Source organism: Bradyrhizobium sp. USDA 4516, from assembly GCF_054055915.1.
The window spans coordinates 6,431,055-6,453,812 of record NZ_JBSRXT010000001.1 but is presented as its reverse complement, the minus strand read 5'-3'; the positions used below and the strand labels follow the sequence as shown (position 1 = coordinate 6,453,812).

At 62.7% G+C, this 22,758-nt stretch carries 11 protein-coding genes; 7 read left to right on the top strand and 4 right to left on the bottom strand.

Annotated elements, in window-relative coordinates; translation table 11 throughout:
* Window positions 1-1,105: 1,105 nt before the first annotated feature.
* A complete protein-coding gene (locus ACVI1L_RS29300; RefSeq protein WP_456784474.1) occupies window positions 1,106-1,570 on the bottom strand; it encodes a nuclear transport factor 2 family protein in 465 nt (154 codons plus the stop codon).
* Window positions 1,571-2,091: 521 nt separating this feature from the next.
* The gene (locus tag ACVI1L_RS29295; protein WP_456784473.1) at window positions 2,092-2,796 is read right to left on the bottom strand and encodes a hypothetical protein; all 705 of its coding nucleotides are present in this window, start codon (window positions 2,794-2,796) and stop codon (window positions 2,092-2,094) included.
* 711 nt (window positions 2,797-3,507) lie between these two features.
* On the opposite strand from ACVI1L_RS29295, the gene ACVI1L_RS29290 reads away from it, so the two are divergent.
* The 6 genes from ACVI1L_RS29290 to ACVI1L_RS29265 all read left to right on the top strand — a co-directional run bounded on the left by ACVI1L_RS29290 (window position 3,508) and on the right by ACVI1L_RS29265 (window position 11,516).
* Window positions 3,508-4,044 carry a LabA-like NYN domain-containing protein gene (locus ACVI1L_RS29290; RefSeq protein WP_038377452.1) on the top strand — a complete coding sequence of 179 codons (537 nt, stop codon included), beginning with the start codon at window positions 3,508-3,510 and terminating at the stop codon, window positions 4,042-4,044.
* 122 nt (window positions 4,045-4,166) lie between these two features.
* Window positions 4,167-4,625 (top strand): hypothetical protein, encoded by a 459-nt coding sequence (locus tag ACVI1L_RS29285; RefSeq protein WP_253609344.1) that lies wholly within the window; start codon window positions 4,167-4,169, stop codon window positions 4,623-4,625.
* Between the two features lie 270 nt (window positions 4,626-4,895).
* Window positions 4,896-6,596, top strand: a complete 1,701-nt coding sequence (locus ACVI1L_RS29280) for a TolC family outer membrane protein (protein WP_057017074.1) — start codon at window positions 4,896-4,898, stop codon at window positions 6,594-6,596.
* A 267-nt stretch (window positions 6,597-6,863) separates the two neighbouring features.
* Complete coding sequence (locus ACVI1L_RS29275) at window positions 6,864-9,017, top strand: type I secretion system permease/ATPase (protein ID WP_274612733.1); 2,154 nt, start codon at window positions 6,864-6,866, stop codon at window positions 9,015-9,017.
* 14 nt (window positions 9,018-9,031) lie between these two features.
* Window positions 9,032-10,282, top strand: coding sequence for an HlyD family type I secretion periplasmic adaptor subunit (locus tag ACVI1L_RS29270; protein ID WP_018270880.1), 1,251 nt, complete (start codon window positions 9,032-9,034; stop codon window positions 10,280-10,282).
* Between the two features lie 220 nt (window positions 10,283-10,502).
* The gene (locus tag ACVI1L_RS29265) at window positions 10,503-11,516 is read left to right on the top strand and encodes a transglutaminase-like cysteine peptidase (RefSeq protein ID WP_057017073.1); all 1,014 of its coding nucleotides are present in this window, start codon (window positions 10,503-10,505) and stop codon (window positions 11,514-11,516) included.
* Window positions 11,517-11,600: 84 nt separating this feature from the next.
* On the opposite strand, the gene ACVI1L_RS29260 is transcribed toward ACVI1L_RS29265, so the two are convergent.
* Window positions 11,601-21,278 carry a DUF5801 repeats-in-toxin domain-containing protein gene (locus ACVI1L_RS29260; protein WP_456784472.1) on the bottom strand — a complete coding sequence of 3,226 codons (9,678 nt, stop codon included), beginning with the start codon at window positions 21,276-21,278 and terminating at the stop codon, window positions 11,601-11,603.
* A 174-nt stretch (window positions 21,279-21,452) separates the two neighbouring features.
* On the opposite strand from ACVI1L_RS29260, the gene ACVI1L_RS29255 reads away from it, so the two are divergent.
* Window positions 21,453-21,956, top strand: a complete 504-nt coding sequence (locus tag ACVI1L_RS29255) for a hypothetical protein (RefSeq protein WP_229158651.1) — start codon at window positions 21,453-21,455, stop codon at window positions 21,954-21,956.
* Window positions 21,957-22,000: 44 nt separating this feature from the next.
* On the opposite strand, the gene ACVI1L_RS29250 is transcribed toward ACVI1L_RS29255, so the two are convergent.
* Entirely contained in the window at window positions 22,001-22,555 is a 555-nt protein-coding gene (locus ACVI1L_RS29250) for a DUF3617 domain-containing protein (protein ID WP_229190224.1), read from the bottom strand.
* Window positions 22,556-22,758 lie beyond the last annotated feature (203 nt).

The following is a 22,758-nucleotide window of genomic DNA, read 5'->3' as shown; positions in this document are numbered from 1 at the left end:
CTGGCTGGCAATGGATTAAATCGCATGCCGCGATTGCGGCCTCGAATTCTGAAATGATATCTTGATGAGGTGATCGTGAAACGCGGCCCTCGTCGGACGCGGTCAGCAACCGATCATTGGCAAGCGTCGCCGACGACTCGACGCGAAGATCAGACGGCGGAGGACTAACCGGCATATCCCGGAGGCGGGATTCCATTTCGGACCAGTCGAGCGCCGGTTCGGACTTCGGGGTAAACAAAAAGCGACTCAATACACACTCCTAAAAAACTCTGCCGACGCAGAGCAGGTGTGATTGCAGTCGAAAATCAATTCATCAAACTTCCAAACGCTCGTCTAAAAAACCTGCGAGCGTTTTCGACCGACAAGCAATGGCCACGCCATTTATGTTATTTGCTCGTCCACCGTGCTGTGAAAGACCTCGAACGCACTACCCTGCCCGCTTCGGTGCGGCTCTGAACTCCGCACATATTAAAATCTTTGTCTTCAAACTGGCTCGTCGTGGGAAGGCCTGCAATCTGTGTCCGCAAAAAATGCGAGCAAGCATCCCAAAACTTAATTTGAATGCAATTTGCCGCAAATTTGCGCGGCCGTCTAGCGGCGCACGAAATCCCCGCCCTTAACATTAATGTCGATCCGACAAAGGGTTCCTTTATGGCGCACGTCGCATCCGTGACTTTACGGGGAAAGCCGCGACAAGCGGTGATCGCACGCGCGCCCGACCGTGCGCTTCCAAGCGCTTCAAAGGCGCCGCACGCCTCAGTAACAAGTCCCTGAATCCCCTCCGAGCCGGCCGCAACTCTCCCCATTGGATTGCCGCCACTGCGTGACGGCCAGCGGCGGCTTGCTGGCGTCCGCGGGCGCGGCCGATAACCTGCTCCCCTCCTCTTCGAGGGGCTGCGAATCAAGCTTCTGGATCTGGATGTTGCGCTCGAGCAGGGACATCGTTCTTGCTTGGACCCGCTCCGCTAATACCTTGCGCACGGCGTTCTCTCGATCGAGCAGCTCGGGAAACGGTAGCCAGCTACGGGCCACAAGGATCCCCGGAGTTGCAGCACGGAATGCGGGGGCGGCAGTTTGCCGCCCCGAAGTTCGCCGACGCCTCAGGTTATTTGGCTGCTTCCTGTTGCGGCTGCGGCGGTGCCTTGGGCATCGACGTCAGCATACGAATTTTCCACTGGCCATTCTCACGAACATCGAGACTGGTCCAGAAGGCGTTCAATTCCAGAGGATCACCTTTCTCACTCTTGCCGGTTACGCGGGCCTCGCCGGTTCGCATAGCCATGTTCTCCGACAAGAGCTGAACGTCGGTTGTTCTTATTTCCAAGTGATTCATCCCGGCCTTGAACGCTCCTTCATAGTATTTCGTGTTGTCAACAATCCCCATTGGCGTAACGCGCAGGTAATTTTTCGCAAAAAGTGAAGTAATGCCTGCAGCATCCTGCTTGTTGAAATACTGCTCATAGGCGGTGCTAATCTTCCCGAGTTCGTCCTTCTGACTTTGATCGAATGCATTTGCAGGAACTGCAGAAAGTAACAGTGAGAAACATACTGCTCCGGATAATTTGCGCATAATGTTCTTCCCTCTGTTGAAGCCTCAGGGATGGAGGCGGAGGCCCGCCTCCATCGCTTGCTTAGATCGCCAGCCTAGACCTTGATGCAGATCAAAGTGCGTCGGCCTGTGGGCGCTTCGCGCAGCACGCGCTCTAACAGCCCACCCACCACGTGCGAAGCTATCTGAGGCACCCACGGTCGTGTTCGTGGCCGAGCCACAGGATCAGGCGATAAAGCCCGTAGCTAGTCGAACCAGCCTCGCACAGAGATGCACACCAACAAGCCGGCTGGCGATCCGTTTAAAGACTCGACGCATGCCGGTCGCCGACGCATCGACCTCACGAAAAAGCGAACCTCTCCTCACCGGCTTGTTTCGGCGATCGCGATGGCATTTTTCAGATTCGCGACGTCGATTCCGACATAGCTTCTCAACAAACTGCCACGGCTCGTCCTCCCATGATGAGGATCGGCTCGGACCGCCCAATTGCCGCAGTGTAGGCGAGCCACCTCTCGGGAAGAGGCGGACCTATGACCTTCCACTCAATAACACGTCCCCGAGTCGCCTCCGAGCCGGCCGCAACTTTCCCCATTGGATTGCCGCCATTGCGTGACCGCCAGCGGCGGCTTGCTCCCGTCCGCCGGCGCGGCCGATAGCCTACTGCGCTCTTCTTCGAGGAGCTGCGAATGCAGCTTCTGAATCTGGATGTTGCGCTCAAGCAGGGACATTGTTCTTGCTTGAACCTGCTCGGCCAGCGCTTTGCGCAGCGCATTCTCCCGATCGAGCAGATCGGGAAACGGCAATAGCGGTCGGACGAGCTCGGTCGCCTTGATCACACACGACGCTCTCGCGACCGCCTGCGCGATCTGATCCGGAAACGCGTTCCGGCATTCCGCGAGTGCGCCGTTCAGGTTGACCGGTTCCGCCGCCGGTGCCGGCGTCCCTGTCGCCTCCGGCGTCGGCGTCGGCGTCGGTGTCGTTGTCGCCGCTGGTGTCGGCTCTGTGGCCGCTGTTGCCGTCTCCGTTATTGGATCCGGTGCCGGTCCCGCCTCCTTCTCGATGGCCTGGCGAGCGGCCCCGCAACAGGACAGCATGATGCAGAACGAGAGAACGACCAAGCATCTCGCGCGCCTTGCCCAACACTCCCTGGTGCCCGCCTCGATCGGACGCCCGATTGCCACATCGATCACGGCAAGCCCCATCGCGAGCGCCCCACCCTGCCTCCTGCTGATCGGAACATCGAGCAATGGGTCGATCGCGACGGCTCGTTAGCAATGCATGCGAGAGACTGGTTGAGGCGGCACGACAGACACGCCGCCGCGCATCCACACCCGCCCGCTAGAATAACCATCTGCGTAATGTGGGCACGCAAGGCCGTCCTTCCTGCGGCGAAATTGGTATCGACCAAAACCTGCATCTGCAAAAAAGTGGTATCTCGAAATATCGCGCCGGCACGAAATGATGCCGCTACACTAGATTGATTTTAGATGTAGTTTTGTCGGTGACGCAACAATCGCCTTGTGAGTAGCGGCGCGGCGGCACGGCCGCGCTGCACCTTTGCTCGGCATCGACGGCGGGCGTTCGTTTCTGACGCTGCAGAGATCAGAATCGGCGTTGCGCACGTGCTCGAACCGCCGATGCTATCGAATCGCCATGGCGGCCAATTTTTCTGCGCTGGCGAATGCGCCTTCGTGCTTCGTCGGCGCGAACGGCCGCATCGTTGTTCAACGACAATCGTTTTGTTTGCGTGGGCGGCCAGCCGCGCGCTTTCGACCGTTATGTTATCAACAGGCGCACGATTCGTATGGCATCCGGGTTGGCGAAAATTTTCACTTTTTCCAGGGCGAGTCCTTGCTCTAGGATCAGTCATTTCAGTTTTGGCGCTCACCCACGATGCGCTCGAGGAATTTTCAGAACCGAAGCGTACAGCACTGATCCGGACGTCATGGGGATTTGAGATGGCCGATCGCATTGCACTTTTCATTGATGGTGCGAACCTCCACACCACTGTCAAGAACCTCGGCTTCGAAATCGACTTCCGGCGACTGCTCTCGGAGTTCGGCAAGCATGGACAGATCGTCCGCGCCTACTTCTACACGGTCGTGAGAGACGACGACGAGTTCAGCAGCCTTCGGCCGCTGGTGGATTGGCTCGATTACAACGGATATGCGGTCAGGAGAAAGTTAGCCAAAACGCACGATGACGGCGAAGGGCGGCGGCGAATGAAGCGCAGCATCGGCATCGAGCTCGCGGTCGACGCATTGGAAATCGCGCACCGCATCGACCACGCGTACCTGTTCTCTGGCGACGGTGATCTGCGCGCCGTCGTCGAAGCCGTCAGGCGGGCTGGCGTCCGCGTGACGGTCGTTTCCAGCATCCGAACCAAGCCTCCCATGATCGCCGATGAGCTTCGCAGGCAAGCTGACGTCTTCCTCGAACTCGAAAGCCTCAGGGCATCGATCGAACGTCCAGCGCACCCGATCGCGCCCGAGTGAAATCGCGGGCGCCTCTTCCGGCGAGGAAGCAAAGCAGCTCTGCTTGTCCGTAAATCACCGAGTTGCGCGAGTCGGGCGCTGACATCACTATCCTCCAAACAACGAAACAGAGGGTAACACCCATGTGGAGGTCGGTCGGCTGCCTGTTGCTGTTCTTGGCGGCGACGAGCGCTGCGATCGCCGAACCTTCCCGGTTCACCTGCGACACGCCGCGGGGCAAACGGGTCGAGCTCGGCCCGTCAGGCAAAGGCGGTGACGCCCAGTGGATCGATGACGATCTCGATACGGTCCGGCCCGCCGTCGTGATCGATGGCGACACGTTCACGGTCACCTGGGGGACATCTGTCGCGGCAGAAGGCAAGGGAGGAGCCAAGCTCACGACCTACGTCTTTGCGGCCGCCCGCCGTACCGCCGCGTCGATCTTTGCGACCCGCACCGACGACACCACGGCCGAGATTTTCCGGTTCTATTTTGGCGATAAGTCGCTCTACAAACTAACGAGCCGACTGGGAGGCCCCTCCGCGGACACCAAGGCCGCGCCCTTCGTTGCAACCTACCTGGCGACCTGTCGCCAGCAGTAGCCGGCTGCCGCCAACCTTAAGATGGGCTTAACTGATCTTTCATGTTCCGGTCCCCGGTGTTGCGGCTCGGCACCAGTTCGCGCGATCACAGAACATCATATAAATCACTGAATTTTAATAAAAATGTTTAGATTTGCGCGCACTGGACCTCGGATGGTTCGGCCCCCACTTAGGGCGCCTGTGTGGCTGAAATGTCATAGGTCGCGGAACTGTCCTTTGTTACCCTTTGGAGGATTCTACATAATATTTTTGTGAGTAGGGGCTGAGATTATGAAGTCGGCATACACGGTCATAGCGTGCCTATGTCTGGCGGCAACGCCAGCATGTGCCGAGGTTTTTTCTATTAATGATGCACTACGCCAGGCCATGCAGACCAACCCGGGTATCGGCGAGGCTTCGGCGAACCGGCGGGCGACGGAAAGCGAACTGCGGCAAACCCAAAGCACACTGCTGCCGCAGGTGCGCATTGACGCCAGCTACGGCCCGGAAAAATTCGATCAATCGCCGGGCTTCATCACCCCGAACATTCAGGCGGCACCGACCGTGGGCTCAGGACCATGGCGCAATGGCAGCCAGGAATCGGTCGTGGTGCGCCAGCTGCTGTGGGACGGTTTTTCGTCGATCTATGACGTCTGGCGCCAGACCGCGCGGGTCAATGCCGCCGCCTCCCGCGTCAAGGAGAGAACCGAGCTGCTGGCCCTCGACGCCGCCGAAGGCTACATGGACGTCGTCCGCTACATCCGGTTGGTCAGCCTCGCCCAGCAGAACGTCGCCAACCACGAGAAGATCTTTGCAAACGTGAACTCCCGCTTCTCGGGTGGCCGGGCCGGCGAAGGCGACCTGGAGCAAGCGCGGGAGCGCGTCGAAGCTGCCCGTGCGGCACTCGCCGAATTCCAGCGCAGCCTCGATGACGCCCGGGCAAAGTACCGCAAGGTTGTTGGCCTTGAGCCGATCAATGTTCGCTTCCCCGCCCCTCTCGCAGGATTGCCGCACAGCCGCGACGAAGCGCTGGCGACCACCCTCCGATTCAATTCGACGATCGCGGCGGCCCAGTCCGACGCCGACGCCGCCAAGCATGCGTTCAAGGCCACCGACGGCACGTTCGGCCCGAAATTCTATCTCGAGGGACGGGCAACCCATTACGACAACTCCTACCCCTACGTGGCGACCCCCGGGACTCCCTCCATCACGCATGAGGACTACAGCGGCAAGGTCGTCATGTCGTGGGACATCTTCCGCGGCGGCCAAGATGCCTGGAACAGGTCAGAGAAGGCCGAGCGCTATACCGAAGCCACCATGCGCCACGCCCGCCTGCAGCGCGACGCGTATGAGTCGATCGACAAGGCGTGGAATGCCCGTACAATTACGGCTACCCGCATCGGTGCTCTGACCCGTGAGCTGGAAGCAGCCAGGAAGACCATCACGGCGTTCCAGAAGGAATATGAACTCGGCCAGCGTTCGCTGATCGATCTCCTGAACGCGCAGAACCAGTTCTTCAACGCATCGGTCTCGCTCACCTCCGCCCGCAGCGTCGTCGTTTTCGCCGACTACCAGCTGCTGGCCGCGATGGGGACCCTGATTGAGTACCTGAAGGCTCCGCCGCCGGTCGATGCTGCGCCGACGGACATGCTTTCGATTGGCCTGCCCCGCTACTCGTTCCCGACTCTTCGCGTGAACCTCCCGCAAACCGGGTCCGAGCCGCTGCACGTCGCCGTTCCGGCGCCTGTCGCCCGTCCTGCCAAGACCTATGCGGCAACCCAGCCGAAGGACGTTGGCTTTGCGGACCGTTTCACCGGTGCGACGACGACCGCAGCGGTGCCCGGTTCAACGGAATGGATGCAGCAGCAAAAGACGGCTGCGGACGGCCCGAACGTGATTTACGCGGATCCGTCGGTCACGGCGAACGCGAGCTCCTATGCGTCGACCAAGCCCCACTGGCTGCTGTCGGCCTTCCCGAGTTCCGCTCGATAGTGACCGCCAACAAGCTCAGGACAGGACTGCCGGAAGGGCCCCAAGTCGGGGCCCTTTCGATTCCTTATTAATCGTTAAGATAAGTTTCGCTGAATTTGTTCGCTGTTTGTTGTAGTCTGCCCGAAATCTAATGCGATTGCTGCATTTCCATTTTGCTTGTCGAGGTTTCAGTTGTTGTTTCGCACCCCCAGCGCGGCGGCCGACGCCGTCCGCCCCTCGCCGGATGACTCAACCTCAAAGCCTGCCGCGACAAGCAGGCCACGCGCGCTGGGCGACGATCCCCTCACCGCGTCGTTGACTTATCTCGCCGCCCATCATGGCCGCGCGGTGAGCCGCGAAGCTCTGCTCGGCGGACTTCCGATCACGGACGGACGCTTGTCCGTTTCGCTCTACGACCGCGCCGCCAGGCGCGCGGGTCTGGAGACCGAGGCCGTCAAGCGCGACATTTCAGACATTCCCGCGCTGGTCCTGCCGGCCGTCCTCGTCATGAAGAACGGCTCTGCGCTGATCCTTCTGGGTGTGGACCCGGCGAACAAGTCGATCAAGGTCGTTGATCCGGCGACGCCGAACAGCCCGCGCGTCGCCGACATCGCCTCGCTCGCCACGGACTATACCGGCTATGCGTTCCTGGTGAGAAGCGCGCCGCAGGCCGATGCGCGCGCCGCCGCCGCAGGCGACATCCCCAAGAGCCACTGGTTCTGGTCGGTGGTGAAGACGCATTGGCGCAGCTACGGGCACATCGCGGTCGCGGCTTTTCTGACCAACATCCTCGCGCTCGCGACGCCGCTGTTCACGATGAGCGTCTATGACCGCGTCATCCCCAACGGGGCAATCCCCTCCCTGATCGCGCTCTCGATCGGCATGGGGCTCGGCATCGTGTTCGATTTCATCTTCCGCATGGTCCGCAGCCGCATGATCGACGTGACCGGCAAGACGATCGACGTCGTGCTGGCCGCAAACATCTTCGAGCACGTGATGTCGGTGAAGATGGCGCAGCGGCCGACTTCGGTTGGCATCCTGGCCAATCAGCTCCGCGACTTCGACTCGGTGCGCGAGTTCTTCACCTCCGGAAGCGTGGTTTCGGCAACCGATCTGCTGTTCGCCATCCTCTTCGTTGGGGTGCTGTTCCTCATCGCCGGACCGCTGGCCTGGATCCCACTGGTCATGCTGCCGCTGGTCATGCTGATCGGCTTCCTGCTGCAGCGCCCGCTTGATCGCGCCATCAAGCGGCTGCAGGCCGAATCCGCCGCACGGCACGGCGTGCTGGTCGAGTCGCTGTCCGGCCTCGAAACCGTCCGTGCGACCGGCGCCGAGGCCCGCATGCAGACCTTGTGGGAACGCTCGGTTGCCGCGACCGCCCGATCCGGCGAGGACGTTCACTTCTGGTCGTCGATGTCGCTGACGAGCGCGAGCACGGCCCAGCAGATCACGAGCCTGCTCCTCGTCATCGTCGGCATTTTCCTGATCCTCGACGGCAAGCTGAGCGTCGGCGCGCTGGTCGCCGCAAACATGCTCGCCGGGCGCGTTCTGGCGCCGATCGCCGGGATCGCCGCGGTGATCACCAAGGGTACGCAGACGATCACGGCCCTCAAGGCGATCGATCGCATCATGTCGATCGAGCGGGAACGCTCGCCGACCCGGTCCTACGTCGCAAGACGAATCGAAGACGGCAAGGTCGCCTTCGAGAACGTATCGTTCGCCTACCCCAACGCGCCGGGTAACGCGCTCGAAAAGGTCAGCTTCAAGATCGAGGGCGGAGAAAGGGTCGGCATCATCGGCAGGGTGGGATCTGGCAAGACCACGGTCGGCAGGTTGCTGCTCGGATTTTACGAGCCGAAGGAGGGCCGCATCCTGGTCGATGGCGTCGACTCGCGCCAATACGATCCCTCGGACCTGCGCGCCGGCATCGGCTTTGCGATGCAGGATACCGACCTGTTCTTCGGCAAGCTGCGCGACAACATCGCGCTTGGCAAACCGGAAGCGACCGACGAGGAAGTCCTGCTTGCCGCGCGGCTTTCGGGCGTCGAAAGCTTCATCGCCGGTCACCCGATGGGCTATGACATGCCCATCTCGGAAGGCGGCCGCAGCCTGTCGGGCGGCCAGAAGCAGGCCATCGGACTCGCGCGCGTTCTGATCCGCAAGCCTCGCGTGCTCTTTCTCGACGAGCCGACGGCGCACTTCGATATTCGCAGCGAACAGGAGTTCTTGGAGCGGCTCAAGGGCCTCGATGATGATCGCATGACCATCATCATTTCGACCCATCGCCTGTCATTGCTGAACATGGTCGATCGGTTGCTGCTGTTCGACAATGGCCGCCTGGTTGCCGACGGCCCGCGCGACAAGGTGCTCGCTTTGCTCCAGGGCCGGCCGGCGTCCGCGGCCCCGTCGCCGGAGAACACGATCCAGCCGAAATCCGCATAACGAGCAAATACATTATGGCGTCTTCCGATTTCACATTTGCAAATGACATCCGGTCCGCGGCGCTGCTGCGCACGCCGCGGACCTCCCGCATGCTGTTGTGGACGTCGTGCGCGCTGCTTGCGACGTTCTTGATCTGGGCTCATTTTGCCGTGCTGGACGAGGTCAAGCGCGGCAGCGGCCGCGTCGTGCCGTCGCGGCAGATGCAGGTGGTTCAATCGCTCGAAGGCGGGATCGTCGGCGACATCCTGATCCGGGAAGGCGACATCGTTCAGCAGGGCCAGTCCCTGATGCGGATCGATGATACGAAATTCGCTTCCGAGTTCGGCGAAATCCGCGAGCGCCGTGCGGCGATGGCGGCGCGGGTGGCCCGTCTCGACGCCGAGGCGCGCGGCCGAGCCGAGATCACCTTCCCGGACGATCTCGACAAGATGGTTCCCGCCGCCGTCGCGACCGAGACCAGCGTGTTCAAGATGCGGGGTCAGAAGGTCGCGCAGGACATCGACGTCCTCAACCAGCAGGTCACTCGCCTCACCGGCTCCCTCAAGCTCCTCGAGCGCGAGCAGACCCTGACGCGCAGGCTGTATGAGCAGAAGGTGGTGCCCGAGATCGAGATGCTGCGACTTGATCGGCAGGCAACCGAGATGAAGGGACAGCTGGCCGAAGCGCAGTCGAAGATCGCGAACATCACCGCGTCGTTCCGTTCACAGGCCGACGAGGACCTGGCCAAATCGCGTGCCGACCTCGCCGTGCTCGACGAGAATATCAAGTCCGCCCAGGACCGGGTGCGCCGCACGGATCTGAAGGCGCCGGTCCACGGCATCGTCAACAAACTGAACATCAGTACCATCGGTGCCGTCGTACAGCCGGGCGCCAACCTGATGGACATCGTGCCGCTGGACGACACGCTGCTGGTGGAAGGCCGGATTCGTCCGCAGGACATCGCGTTTATCCGTCCCGACCAGGACGCGGTGGTGAAGATCAGCGCCTATGATTCCTCGGTCTACGGATCGCTGAAGGGCAAGGTCGAACGCATCAGCGCCGACACCATCGTCGACGACAAGGCGGAAAAGACCGAACGCCAGGAGACCTTCTACCGGGTCATGGTGCGTACCGATAAGAACCATCTCGGCACCGAGCAGCATCCGCTGCCGATCATTCCGGGCATGGTGACCACGGTCGAGGTCCTGACCGGCGAGAAATCCGTGCTGGACTACATCGTGAAGCCTGCTCGCCTGCTGCGTGACGAGGCGCTGCGCGAACGGTGATCGGGACCACGGTGGCCGTGGTTAACCAATCGTAACCTCGGTTCGTTCAATTTCGAACGAACCGGCAAACCCCGGATTGACCGCCTTTTCGACATTCGAGGTGGCGCCCCCCTCCACTTAACTCCGCTTAAGCGGCCAAGGCGCCAGTTTGCGTCCCGATAACAGCGGGGACGCAGATCGACGCACAGACGTTGACGGTCCCCGACATTGGGGACGTCATATGAAGTCGCTGAAGTTTGCTTCGTCGGCGGTCATGGCCGCGGCTGCACTGACAATAGGTCTTTGCGCCATGCCTGCCGCGTTTGCCGCGGACGAGCTCACTCTCGGAAAACCCGCCGGCGAGCTCGCGCCCGCTGCGGACGCCGCGTCGAACCGCCCGCCTGCCACCTTCTTCACCATCGCCGACGTCCTGGCCAAGCTCGACCGGCAGCACGGCCGGGGTCCGAACGCCATTCGCACCGCCTCGCTCACGCCGCCAAATATCGCGACCGACGCGGTGCCGGCGACAAAGCCGCTTCCGCCTGTCGGCGCCGAGCCGTTTGGCCTGTTCACCTTCCGCGCACCGGAAAACGGCCTGTGGCGCAAATGGCGCGGCCTCGAATCCGATCTCGCAAAGGAGGCGAGCGTTCTCGCGCAATGCCGCGAGAACGCGGCCGCCTGCCCGTCGCAGGCCGCGCAATTCCTTCGTCTGATCGGCGCGGTCAAGTCCAAGGCCGGACGCGACCGGCTGGATGAGGCCAACCGCGCCGTCAACCAGGCGATCCGCTATGTCAGCGACTTCGCCCAGCACGGCGAGGCCGACCGCTGGACTGCGCCGCTCGCCACCTTCGCGACCGGCAAGGGCGACTGCGAGGATTATGCGATCGCAAAATACATCGCGCTCAGCGAAGCCGGCTTCCCGCGCGAGGATCTGCGCCTGGTGCTGGGCCGCGATCGCGCCATCCGCCAGGATCATGCCGTGCTGGCGGCGCGCCTGGACGGCCATTGGCTGATCCTGGACAGCCGCCGCTCCGAACTGATTGATGACGGCGAGCTCGGCAACTTCACACCGATGTTCGCGATCAACGACCGCGGCGTGCAGCTGTTTGCGGCCCCCTATGCCAAGCGCCTCCCGCTCGGCGACGAGCTCGACGCGGCGCCGGCGGCCGCCAATGCCGCGGAGACCGAATGGACCGGCGTAGAAGCGCTGGACGCGGCAAGCCCGCTCTTGGGCTTCCTGCCCGTGCTGATGTGATTGCGCGCAAGAAAGGCGACAATTCAATCAATAAAAATCCGCGGAGAGGTCTCCGCGGATTTTCGATTTTGCTGCAAGCCTAGCCTAGAAAATATGAACGTTCGTGGCCGCCGGCAAGCCGGTGCTCACATGTGCGAGGTCCACCTTGTCGGAGCCGGTGCCATTTGCCGAGTACCAGAGCTCATGGGTCGTATTGTTGAAGAAGAACTTGTTCGTGCTTGCGCTTTCGTTCCAGGCGCTCGCGTTGTTCTCGGTCCCGCCGGTGACTGCCGATGACGTGAATTGACCAGCCGTAAGGGCGTTTGAAACGCCCGTCGGCAGGCTCAGACCGGCCACGTCGAGAAGGAGCGTATCACCGCTGTTGAAATCACTGATGATATCGTGGGCGCTGAGATTGAGAACAAACTTGTCGTCCCCACCATTGCCAGTGAGCGTCTCGTTGGTTGGTCCGGCGACAATGACATCATTGCCGGCCGTGCCCAGCAGGGTCGCGGTGCCATTGATGTTGATACTGATAGTGCTCGACGCAGTGTCGCCGTCACCGTCAATCGTCGACACGTTGAAGCTCAGATCCTCGGAGACGTTCGTGGTGGACGAAACTCCGACGCCAACCAGGTCGACCTTGCCGCTGCCTGTCACGTCCGTGAACTGGACAGTGTAGAGCTGCAGGCCGGCCGGCGCTGTGGGCGTCGACCATTCGGTGGCGACCGTGGTGTGGGTGGAAGGATCGAAATCACCGGAGACCGATGTGATCGAGGCGGCGTGCACTCCGTCCCAATAGGAGACGACGTAGTGAATGTCGTCGCCGGCTTTGTAACCGCTGAACGTGTAGTTCGCGACCGATTCGTGTGCTGGAGGATGGAACCCCGCGTTGCCGCCGGGGCTGGCGCTTGCGCCGTCCGTGAAGTCAAACAGCAGCTTTTCGTTGGGATCGAAGTTGTTGTTGCCGACGCCCCAACCATTGGTCGATCCGTTCACGCTGCCTTGAGCACCGCCGGAGGCCGTGCCCGAAATAACCGCCAGCTGATCGGTGCTCGAGGAAAGAATCTGCTCTTGCGAGGGTCCCGAGCCGAAGGCGGATGAACTGCCGACATTCTGGATCGTTGTCTCCGTGAATGGCTGAAGCAATGTGAACAGGTAGTGACCGGTTGTGTCATCCAGAGTCAGCGTGAAGATATTATTCGCTGCCGATGGGGCCGCACCGATATAGGCCGTCAAATTCTGTCCAAATGCGTCGATGGAATAGTGCACGGCCTGGCCATTGAACGTCAGGCCGGCCGGCGCCGTGTTTCCAGTCAAGGTGAAGTCATATGCGCCAAAACCATCGGCGCCGGAGAACACGGGTAGGTTACCTAGCACGGACATTCCCGCGTAATCGGCAATGATTCCATGCTCGATCGTGCCGAAACTCGGGCCGTCGTCGAGGAAGCTGATATGAGTGCTGATGTCGGCGGTGGCCGTCACATGATCGCCATCGGCGTCCGTCAACGTGACCGTCGCGCCGATCTTGCCGGCCGTCATCGTCAGCAGATCGTTCGGACTGGCGGTGCTGTTGTGGTGGAGCGAGAGATAGTCCGCCACATAGAGCTGACCGGTGATCGGATCGATGGCGATCGCGAACGCCGTTTGGCCCGTCAGGCTGGGGTTGGCGGCATCGTTGCCCACAGTACCGATGATCCGGCCGCTGGCATCCAGCGACAGCGCGATCCCTGTGCCATCCGTCAATGTCAGGCCTGACGCAGCGCTGAGGACGCTCAACGCATAGGTCGTAGACCCCGCGCCGTCAGAGCCGAAGCTGCCCCCGGCCACCGTCAGGATGCTGCTCGCGCCCGTCGAGGCAAAGCTGAGCGCACCGTTGTCAAGTGACGCTCCCGGCACATCGGTGTCGACGCCCTTGTTCGCAACCGTGCTGAACAGCGCGGCGACAGTGCTGGCGGCACCGTTGAACGTGATCGCGGTGGAGCCCAGCACGTCGCTCGCGCCGCCGGTGGTCTGCACGCCGGGCGTCTCGTCCACGCCGATCGTAGCTGCGCTGACCGTCGCTGTCGGCGCCGTCGGGCCGCTGTCCTGGATCGTGAACACGCCGGTGCCGAGGTCGAGCGGCGTCAACACGCTGTCGCCGTCGGCATCGACGATGGTCTGCACCACCTGCAGCAGGTTGGCGCTCGAGAGCGTCAGCGTCGCGGCATCGTCCGGATTGTTCGGATCGGAGTGCCAGATGTTGTTGACCTGGGTGAAGGTCACGATTCCGGTTGCGGGATCAATGGCGATCGTAAAGTAGGTCGTGCCGTTCGCCGAACCGGTGATCGTGTTGCCGGACTGGTTGAGCACGATTTGTGCGCCCTGTCCGATACCATCGCCGTCGCCGGCAGTCTTGTCGGTCGCATCGAGCGCATAGAGGCCGGAGGCCACGTTCGAGCCCGTCAGCTTCAGCGTGTAGGTCGTCGAACCAGCACCGTCGCTGCCATAGCTACCGCCGGTGAAGTTGTCGGAGAAGTTCGCCGTCACGGAAACAACCCCGTTCGGCGCCGTGCCGCCCGCGGTGTCGGTGCCAACAGGACGCGTCTCGTCGAGCACGAGCGTGTCGGTCGGGCCGGTCACCGTGCCGGCGGTCGGACCGCTGTCCTGGATCGTGAACACGCCGGTGCCGAGGTTCAGCGACGTCGAAACGCTGTCGCCGTCCGCATCGGTGATGGTCTGCACCACCTGCAGCAGATTGGCAGCCGACAGCGTCAGCGTCGCCGCATCGTCCGGGTTGGTCGGATCGGAGTGCCAGATATTGTTAAGCTGAGCAAAGGTCACGATGCCGGTCGAAGGATCGATCGTGATCGTGAAGTAGTTGGTGCCGCCAACCGAGCCGGTGATGGTGTTGCCGACCTGGTTCAGCAGAATCTGCGCACCCTGTCCGATACCATCGCCGTCGCCGGCGGTCTTGTCGGTCGGATCGAGCGCATAGAGGCCGGAGGCCACGTTCGCACCGGTGAGCTTCAGCGTATACGTCGTGCTGCCAGCACCGTCGCTGCCGTAGCCGCCGCCGGTGAAGTTGTTGGAGAAATCCGCCGTCACGGTGTCGAGCCCGGTCGGCGCTGTGCCGCCCGCGGTGTCACTGCCGACAGGACGCGTCTCGTCCAGCACGAGCGTATCGGTCGGACCGGTCACCGTACCTGCCGTCGGGCCGCTGTCCTGGATCGTGAACACGCCGGTGCCGAGGTTGAGCGGTGTCGTCACGCTGTCGCCGTCCGCATCCGTGATGGTCTGCACCACCTGCAGCAACTCAGGGCGCGTCAGCGTCAGCGTCGCCGCATCGTCCGGGTTGTTCGGATCGGAGTGCCAGATGTTGTTGACCTGCGTGAACGTCACGATCCCGGTCGTCTCATTGATCGTGATCGTGAAGTAGGTCGTGCCGTTCGCCGAGCCGGTGATGGTGTCACCGACCTGGTTGAGCACGATCTGCGTACCCTGTCCGATGCCGTCACCGTCACCGGCGGTCTTGTCAGTCGGATCGAGCGCATAGAGGCCGGAGGCCACGTTCAAGCCCGTCAGCTTCAGCGTGTAGGTCGTCGACCCAGCACCATCGCTGCCGTAGCTGCCGGCGGTGAAGTTATTGGAGAAGTCCGCCGTCACGGTGTCGAGCCCGGTCGGCGCCGTGCCGCCGGCGGTATCCGTTCCTGTGGGACGCGTCTCGTCCAGCACGAGGGTGTCGGTCGGGCCAGTCACCGTGCCGGCGGTCGGACCGCTGTCCTGGATCGTGAACACGCCGGTGCCGACGTTGATCGGCGTCGTCACGCTGTCGCCGTCCGCATCGGTGATGGTCTGCACCACCTGAAGCAGGTTCGCGGCCGACAGGGTCAGCGTCGCGGCATCGTCCGGATTGGTCGGATCGGAGTGCCAGATATTGTTGACCTGGGTAAACGTCACGATCCCGGTCGTCTCGTTGATGGTGATCGTGAAGTAGGTCGTGCCGTTTGCCGAGCCGGTGATGGTGTCACCGACCTGGTTGAGCACGATCTGCGTACCTTGGCCGAAATGGGTTGGGTCGGTGTCGGTCGGATCCAGCGCGTAGAGGCCGGAGGCGACGTTGGCGCCGGTCAGCTTCAGCGTGTAGGTCGTGTTGCCCGGGCCGTCGCTGCCATAGCTGCCGGGCGTAAAGTTGTTGGAGAAGTCCGCCGTCACGGTGTCGAGCCCGGTCGGCGCCGTGCCGCCGGCAGTATCCGTTCCGGTGGGACGGGTCTCGTCCAGCACCAAGGTGTCGGTCGGGCCGGTCACCGTGCCCGCGGTCGGACCGCTGTCCTGGATCGTGAACACACCGGTGCCGACGTCGAGCGGCGTCGTCACGCTGTCGCCGTCCGCATCGGTGATGGTCTGCACCACCTGCAGCAGATTGGCCGCCGACAGCGTCAGCGTCGCAGAATCGTCCGGATTGGTCGGATCGGAGTGCCAGATATTGTTGACCTGGGTGAACGTCACGATCCCGGTCGTCTCGTTGATCGTGATCGTGAAGTAGGTCGTGCCGTTCGCCGAGCCGGTGATGGTGTCACCGACCTGGTTGAGCACGATCTGCGTACCCTGCCCGAAATGGGTCGGGTCGGTGTCGGTCGGATCGAGCGCATAGAGGCCGGAGGCCACGTTCACGCCGGTCAGCTTCAGCGTGTAGGACGTGTTGCCCGCACCATCGCTGCCGTAGTTGCCGCCGGTGAAGTTGTTGGAGAAGTCCGCCGTCACGGTATCGAGCCCGGTCGGCGCCGTGCCGCCTGCGGTGTCGCTGCCAACAGGACGGGTCTCGTCCAGCACCAAAGTGTCGGTCGGACCTGTCACCGTGCCCGCCGTCGGGCCGCTATCCTGGATCGTGAACACGCCGGTGCCGACGTCGAGCGGCGTTGTCACGCTGTCGCCGTCCGCATCGGTGATGGTCTGCACCACCTGCAGCAGGTTCGCGGCCGACAGGGTCAGCGTCGCGGCATCGTCCGGATTGGTCGGATCGGAATGCCAGATGTTGTTGAGCTGGGTGAAGGTGACGATACCGGTCGAGGGGTCGATCGTGATCGTGAAGTAATTGGTTCCACCAACCGAGCCGGTGATCGTGTTGCCGACCTGGTTCAGCAGAATCTGCGCGCCCTGCCCGATGCCATCGCCGTCGGCGGTGGTCGTGTCGGTCGCTTCGAGCGCAAAGAGGCCGGACGCCACGTTGGCGCCGGTAAGCTTCAGCGTGTAGGTCGTGTTGCCCGCACCGTCGCTGCCATAGCTGCCGGCTGAGAAGTTGTTCGAGAAGTCTGCCGTCACGGTGTCGAGGCCGGTCGGCGTCGTGCCGCCCGCCGTATCCGTGCCGACGGGACGGGTCTCGTCCAGAACCAACGTATCCGCCGCCGCGATCACTGTGCCCGCGGTCGGACCGCTATCCTGGATTGTGAACACACCGGAGCCGAGGTTGAGCGACGTCGTCACGCTGTCGCCGTCGGCATCGGTGATGGTCTGCACCAATTGCAGGATTTCCGGACGCGACAGCGTCAGCGTCGCGGCGTCATCCGGGTTGGTCGGATCGGAGTGCCAGATATTGTTGAGCTGGGTGAAGGTCACGATCCCGGTCGAGGGATCGATCGCGATCGTGAAGTAATCGGTGCCGCCGGCCGAGCCGGTGATCGTGTTGCCGACCTGGTTCAGCAGAATCTGCGCACCCTGCCCGAAATGGGTCGGGTCGGTGTCGGTCGGATCGAGCGCATAGAGGCCGGACGCCACGTTGGCGCCGGTGAGCTTCAGCGTGTAGGCCGAATTGCCCGGACCATCGCTGCCATAGCTGCCGCCGGCGAAGCCGTTCGAGAAATCCGCCGTGACGCTGGCAAGGCCGGTCGGCGCCGTGCCGCCCGCGGTGTCGGTGCCGACAGGCCGCGTCTCGTCGAGCACGAGCGTGTCCGTTGCGCCAGACAGCGCGCTCGCCGTCGGGCCGCTGTCCTGGATCGTGAACACACCGGTGCCGAGATCGAGCGGCGTCGACACGTGGTCGCCGTCCGCATCGGTGATGGTCTGCACCACCTGCAGCAGGTTGGCCGCCGAGAGCGTCAGCGTCGCGGCATCGTCCGGGTTGGTCGGATCAGAATGCCAGATGTTGTTGAGCTGGGTGAACGTGACGATGCCGGTCGTCTCGTCGATCGTGATCGTGAAGTAGTTGGTGCCGCCAGCCGAGCCGGTGATGGTGTCACCGACCTGGTTCAGCAGAATCTGCGCACCCTGCCCGAAATGGGTCGGATCGGTGTCGGTCGGATCCAGCGCATAAAGGCCGGAGGCGACGTTGGCGCCGGTCAGCTTCAGCGTGTAGGCGGTGTTGCCCGCACCGTCGCTGCCATAATTGCCGCCGGTGAAGTTGTTGGAGAAGTCCGCCGTCACGGTATCGAGGCCGGTCGGCGCCGTGCCGCCTGCGGTGTCGCTGCCAACGGGACGGGTCTCGTCCAGCACAAGGGTGTCGGTCGGACCTGTCACCGTGCCCGCCGTCGGGCCGCTGTCCTGGATCGTGAACACACCGGTGCCGACGTCGAGCGGCGTCGACACGCTGTCGCCGTCCGCATCGGTGATGGTCTGCACCACCTGCAGCAGGTTCGCGGCCGACAGGGTCAGCGTCGCGGCGTCATCCGGGTTGGTCGAATCGGCGTGCCAGATGTTGTTGAGCTGGGTGAACGTCACGATCCCGGTCGTCTCGTCGATCGTGATCGTGAAGTAGGTGGTGCCGCCTACCGAACCGGTGATCGTGTCACCGGATTGGTTCAGCACGATCTGCGCACCTTGGCCGAAGTGGGTCGGGTCGGTGTCGGTCGGATCCAGCGCATAGAGACCGGAGGCCACATTCACGCCGGTTAGCTTCAGCGTGTAGGCCGTGTTGCCCGCGCCGTCGCTGCCGTAGCTGCCGGCCGAGAAGTTGTTGGAGAAGTCCGCCGTGACGGTGTCGAGGCCGGTCGGCGTGGCGCCGCCCGCAGTGTCGGTGCCGACAGGACGGGTTTCGTCCAGAACCAACGTATCCGCCGCCGCGATCACCGTACCGGCGCTCGGGCCGCTGTCCTGGATCGTGAACACGCCGGTGCCGACATCGAGCGGCGTCGTCACGCTGTCGCCGTCGGCATCGACGATGGTCTGCACCACCTGCAGCAGATTGGCGCCAGACAGCGTCAGCGTCGCGGCGTCATCCGGGTTGGTCGGATCGGAGTGCCAGATGTTGTTGAGTTGGGTGAACGTCACGATCCCGGTCGAGGGATCGATCGTGATCGTGAAGTAATTGGTGCCGCCAGCCGAGCCGGTGATCGTGTTGCCGACCTGGTTCAGCAGAATCTGCGCACCCTGCCCGATGCCGTCGCCGTCGGCGGTGGTCGTATCGGTCGCATCAAGTGCGTAGAGACCGGACGCCACATTCGCGCCGGCGAGGTTCAGCGTGTAGGTCGTGTGGCCCGGGCCGTCGCTGCCATAGCTGCCGGGCGTGAAGTTGTTGGAGAAGTCTGCGGTCACGGAATCGAGGCCGGTCGGCATCGTGCCGCCCGCGGTGTCCGTGCCAACCGGACGGGTCTCGTCCAGCACCAGGGTATCGGTCGCGCCGGTCACCGTGCCGGCGGTCGGGCCGCTGTCCTGGATCGTGAACACACGGGTGCCGACATCGAGCGGCGTCGACACGCTGTCGCCGTCCGCGTCGGTGATGGTCTGCACCACCTGCAGCAGGCTCGGGCTCGACAGCGTCAGCGTTGCCGGATCGTCCGGATTCTTCGGGTCAGAATGCCAGATATTGTTCGACTGCGTGAAGGTGACGATCCCGGTCGACGGATCAATCGTGATGGTGAAATACGTCGTCCCGCCGGCCGAGCCGGTGATCGTGTTGCCGGACTGGTTGAGGACGATCTGCGCACCCTGTCCGATGCCGTCGCCGTCTGCAGTGGTCGTGTCGGTCGGATCCAGCGCGTAGAGACCCGAGGCCACGTTCGAGCCGGTGAGCTTCAGCGCGTAGGCCGTATGGCCGGGTCCGTCGCTGCCGTAGCTGCCGGACGTGAAGTCGTGGGAGAAGTCCGCCGTCACGCTGGCAAGCCCGCTCGGCGCAAAGCCGCCCGGCGTGTCGCTGCCGACCGGGCGCGACTCGTCCAGCACCAGCGTTTCCGCCGGCCCTTCCTTCTCGATCACCGTGCCGGCCGTCGGACCGCTGTCCTGAATTGTGAACACGCCGCCACCGAGGTTGATCGGCGTTGCCACGCTGTCGCCGTCCACGTCAGTGATGGTCTGCACCACCTGCAGCAGGCTGGCGCTGGAGAGGGTCAACGTCGCCGCGTCATCCGGGTTGGTCGGATCGGCATGCCAGATGTTGTTGACCTGGGTGAAGGTCACGATCCCGGTCGTCTCGTTGATCGTGATTGTGAAGTAGGTCGTGCCGTTCGCCGAGCCGGTGATGGTGTCACCGGACTGGTTCAGCACGATCTGCGCACCCTGCCCGAAATGGGCCGGGTTGGTGTCGGTCGGATCCAGCGCATAGAGGCCCGAGGCCACGTTCGTGCCGGTGAGATGCAGCGTGTAGGCAGTGCTGCCGGCGCCGTCGGCGCCGTAGCTGCCGCCGGTGAAGTTGTTGGAGAAGTCAGCCGTCACGCTGGCGAGGCCGGTCGGCGTCGTGCCGCCCGCGGTGTCGCTGCCGACAGGACGCGTTTCGTCCAGCACCAGCGTGTCGGTCGCGCCGGTCACCGTGCCCGCCGCCGGACCATCGTCAAGGATCGTCAGATGCGAGCCGACATCGACGCTCGCACTTGCCGACTGATTGTTGTTGTCAGTCACGGTGGCGGTCAGCGTGATCAGACCCGATGCCAGCGTGATCCCTTCATTGAAGTTGCCCGGTGTTGCCTCATGAACCGCGCGCAGATCGGTCAGCGTCACATGACCCGCGGCGTCAACCGAGACCGTGAGGACCAGATCGCCACTGATCGCCGTGCGCCCTTCCACGACGCCGGCCGCGTTGACCGTCAGCAGAACGTGCTGACCGGTCGCCGAATCGATCAGACCGGAATCCTCGTTCGGGGTCGTGACCGACAGCGCATAGGTCAGCGACTGCTGGCCGCCCGGTACCGTGACGTTGAACGACACCTGCACAGACGCGACCGTTGCCCCTGCGGGTCCGAGCCCCGAACCGGCGACACCATGGTTGGTGGCCGCGGTCAGGAAGCTCTCGTCGACAATCAGCGCCGACAGGGGGTTGCCGGAAATGGTCGGAGGCGGAGCAATGCCCAGCACGAAGCCGGTCGGCGGCACAGGGGTCACGAGGTTCGGCAACTCTTCCTGCGGCGCCAACACGTTGGTCGGCACAGGAGCTAACGGATCAATCGCGAACGGACTGAAATTCGCGCCGCTCGCCTGGGCGTTGCCGTTCGAGTTGCCGCCATTGTCGGCCGCCGGCAACACGGAGGCGTCCGTGCTGATCGGAAAAAGGGTCGCGAACTCCTGGACCGAGACCTCGCGCCCCGGCGCCATCTCGATCGTGACATTCTTCAGTCCATCCGCACGGGAGTCGAAGAACGGCTCAACCGTGACGGTCGACTGGTTGTCGAACAGGATGATCAGCTTTTCGCCGACGTGAACCAGCGTGATCTTTTCATTGGCGATCGACGAAAAGTCGACCTTCACCTTCTGGTCGTATCCAAGATTGACGACCACCGCCTGATCGGTCAGCGGCTTGGTCAGCTTGTAAATTCGTACGGGAGCCGAATTGGTGGAATTGCCGGTGCCGGTTGCCTGAGCGACCTGAAACGAACCCTGCATTATCAACTCCGCAAAATGCGATTAGAGGAAAAGTTGTAGAAAAATTTAGTTTTAGGCTATTGTTAACCCTCCCCGCGGTCAAGAAATGTATTTGGTTAATCAATGCTTTCCGTGGAAGTGTGGTAAAGATCGGACAGGTCGAAGCTGAAAGAACAACGGCTTAGCCGGATTAACTTGGCCAAAGGCAGTATTTCCCCGGCCCCGTTCGTCCTTCCCGGCGATTTGGAGCAGCAGTCGATGCGGGTGATTCTTCAGGCGTGTGCCGCTGTCCTGATTTGGGGATGTTTCGGCGCGGCGGCCGCGCAAGCCCCCGCACAACCTGTCCCCCAGGAGACCACGGTCGAGCGCCAGGTTCGCGCCCTGGCCAACCGGGACACCCAGATTGGCCTCTATCTCAACGTGTTACCTGATTGCACGTCGGGCCCGCTGCCGACCATCCGCCTAGTCGCCGCGCCGGCTGCCGGAAAGGTTGTGGTGAAGTCGGCGAAGGCGAAGGCCACCAATTACAAGGCCTGCCTGGCGCTCGAGGTGCCGGCCTATGTCGCCTTCTACAAGGCGCCGCCGGAATTTCTCGGCGATGACGCGCTGACCATCGAGGTCAAGTACCAGGGCGGTCGAACCGAAATTCAGAAGATCACCGTCAAGGTGAGTGCACCAGGCGGGCAGCAGAAGATCTGATGGGTGTTGCCGGCGATCTGAGGCCCGCGCGCCGACCAATCGCCTTACAGCGGCTCGCCCTCGGCTTCGTCCAGCTGCAACGACACCTCGCTCGGTGCGGAGGCCGGCTGCCTGAGCGAAGCTCTATCCTCGTGGCAATCGCTGATTCGGCGGGCAACCACCCGGTCGGTCCGCGGCGCCTGACCAACATTGGTCTTGTTGACCTCGGTATAGGCCTCGTCGCTGAGAACCGTGATGACGGTGCTGACCGGCCCGAGATAGTCGCAGCGGTTGGAGAAGACGTATTTGTTGTTGATCTTCTCCGGCCGCGAAGAGTGGCAATTTCCAACGGACGGAGATGAGAAGGTCGCCTTCATCGCCTGGGTTGGATCGACACAGCGCGTCATTTCGCGCTCGAGCAGCGTTTGCCGGACGTTCGAGGACGTGGCGATTTCCAGCGTCCGCACGAAGCGCCACATTCCCTTTCGGAAGGTCGGCCCGCTGAATCCCTCCTCCGCCATGGCGCTCGGGGAGGCGAGCACGAACACGGAAAGCGCGGTCACGACGCCAAGCGCGGATGCGAAGATCTTCGACGGGGCGAAGCCCTCACGCGATGTCATTTATTGAATCCCTAACCGGCCGATTGACGCGGATCGCGTGACTTCGCTTGAAGCACGTCCAACCTCACATCATTCAGGAGCATTTCGTGTTAAGACCCCGTAAATGCTTGGCCTTTCCTCGAAGCTCTCACGAGCTCTTGCGTCAAACACGGTGAATGCCCGGTTGCTTCAAGGCCGGGGCAGCTTCGGCGCGAAAGGAAGCG

What these genes read in the sequence shown, in the direction of transcription:
- ACVI1L_RS29300 (WP_456784474.1), bottom strand. Translation starts at nt 1,570, where the DNA reads ATGCGCAAATTATCCGGAGCAGTATGTTTCTCACTGTTACTTTCTGCA.
- ACVI1L_RS29290 (WP_038377452.1), top strand. Translation starts at nt 3,508, where the DNA reads ATGGCCGATCGCATTGCACTTTTCATTGATGGTGCGAACCTCCACACC.
- ACVI1L_RS29285 (WP_253609344.1), top strand. Translation starts at nt 4,167, where the DNA reads ATGTGGAGGTCGGTCGGCTGCCTGTTGCTGTTCTTGGCGGCGACGAGC.
- ACVI1L_RS29280 (WP_057017074.1), top strand. Translation starts at nt 4,896, where the DNA reads ATGAAGTCGGCATACACGGTCATAGCGTGCCTATGTCTGGCGGCAACG.
- ACVI1L_RS29270 (WP_018270880.1), top strand. Translation starts at nt 9,032, where the DNA reads ATGGCGTCTTCCGATTTCACATTTGCAAATGACATCCGGTCCGCGGCG.
- ACVI1L_RS29265 (WP_057017073.1), top strand. Translation starts at nt 10,503, where the DNA reads ATGAAGTCGCTGAAGTTTGCTTCGTCGGCGGTCATGGCCGCGGCTGCA.
- ACVI1L_RS29260 (WP_456784472.1), bottom strand. Translation starts at nt 21,278, where the DNA reads ATGCAGGGTTCGTTTCAGGTCGCTCAGGCAACCGGCACCGGCAATTCC.
- ACVI1L_RS29250 (WP_229190224.1), bottom strand. Translation starts at nt 22,555, where the DNA reads ATGACATCGCGTGAGGGCTTCGCCCCGTCGAAGATCTTCGCATCCGCG.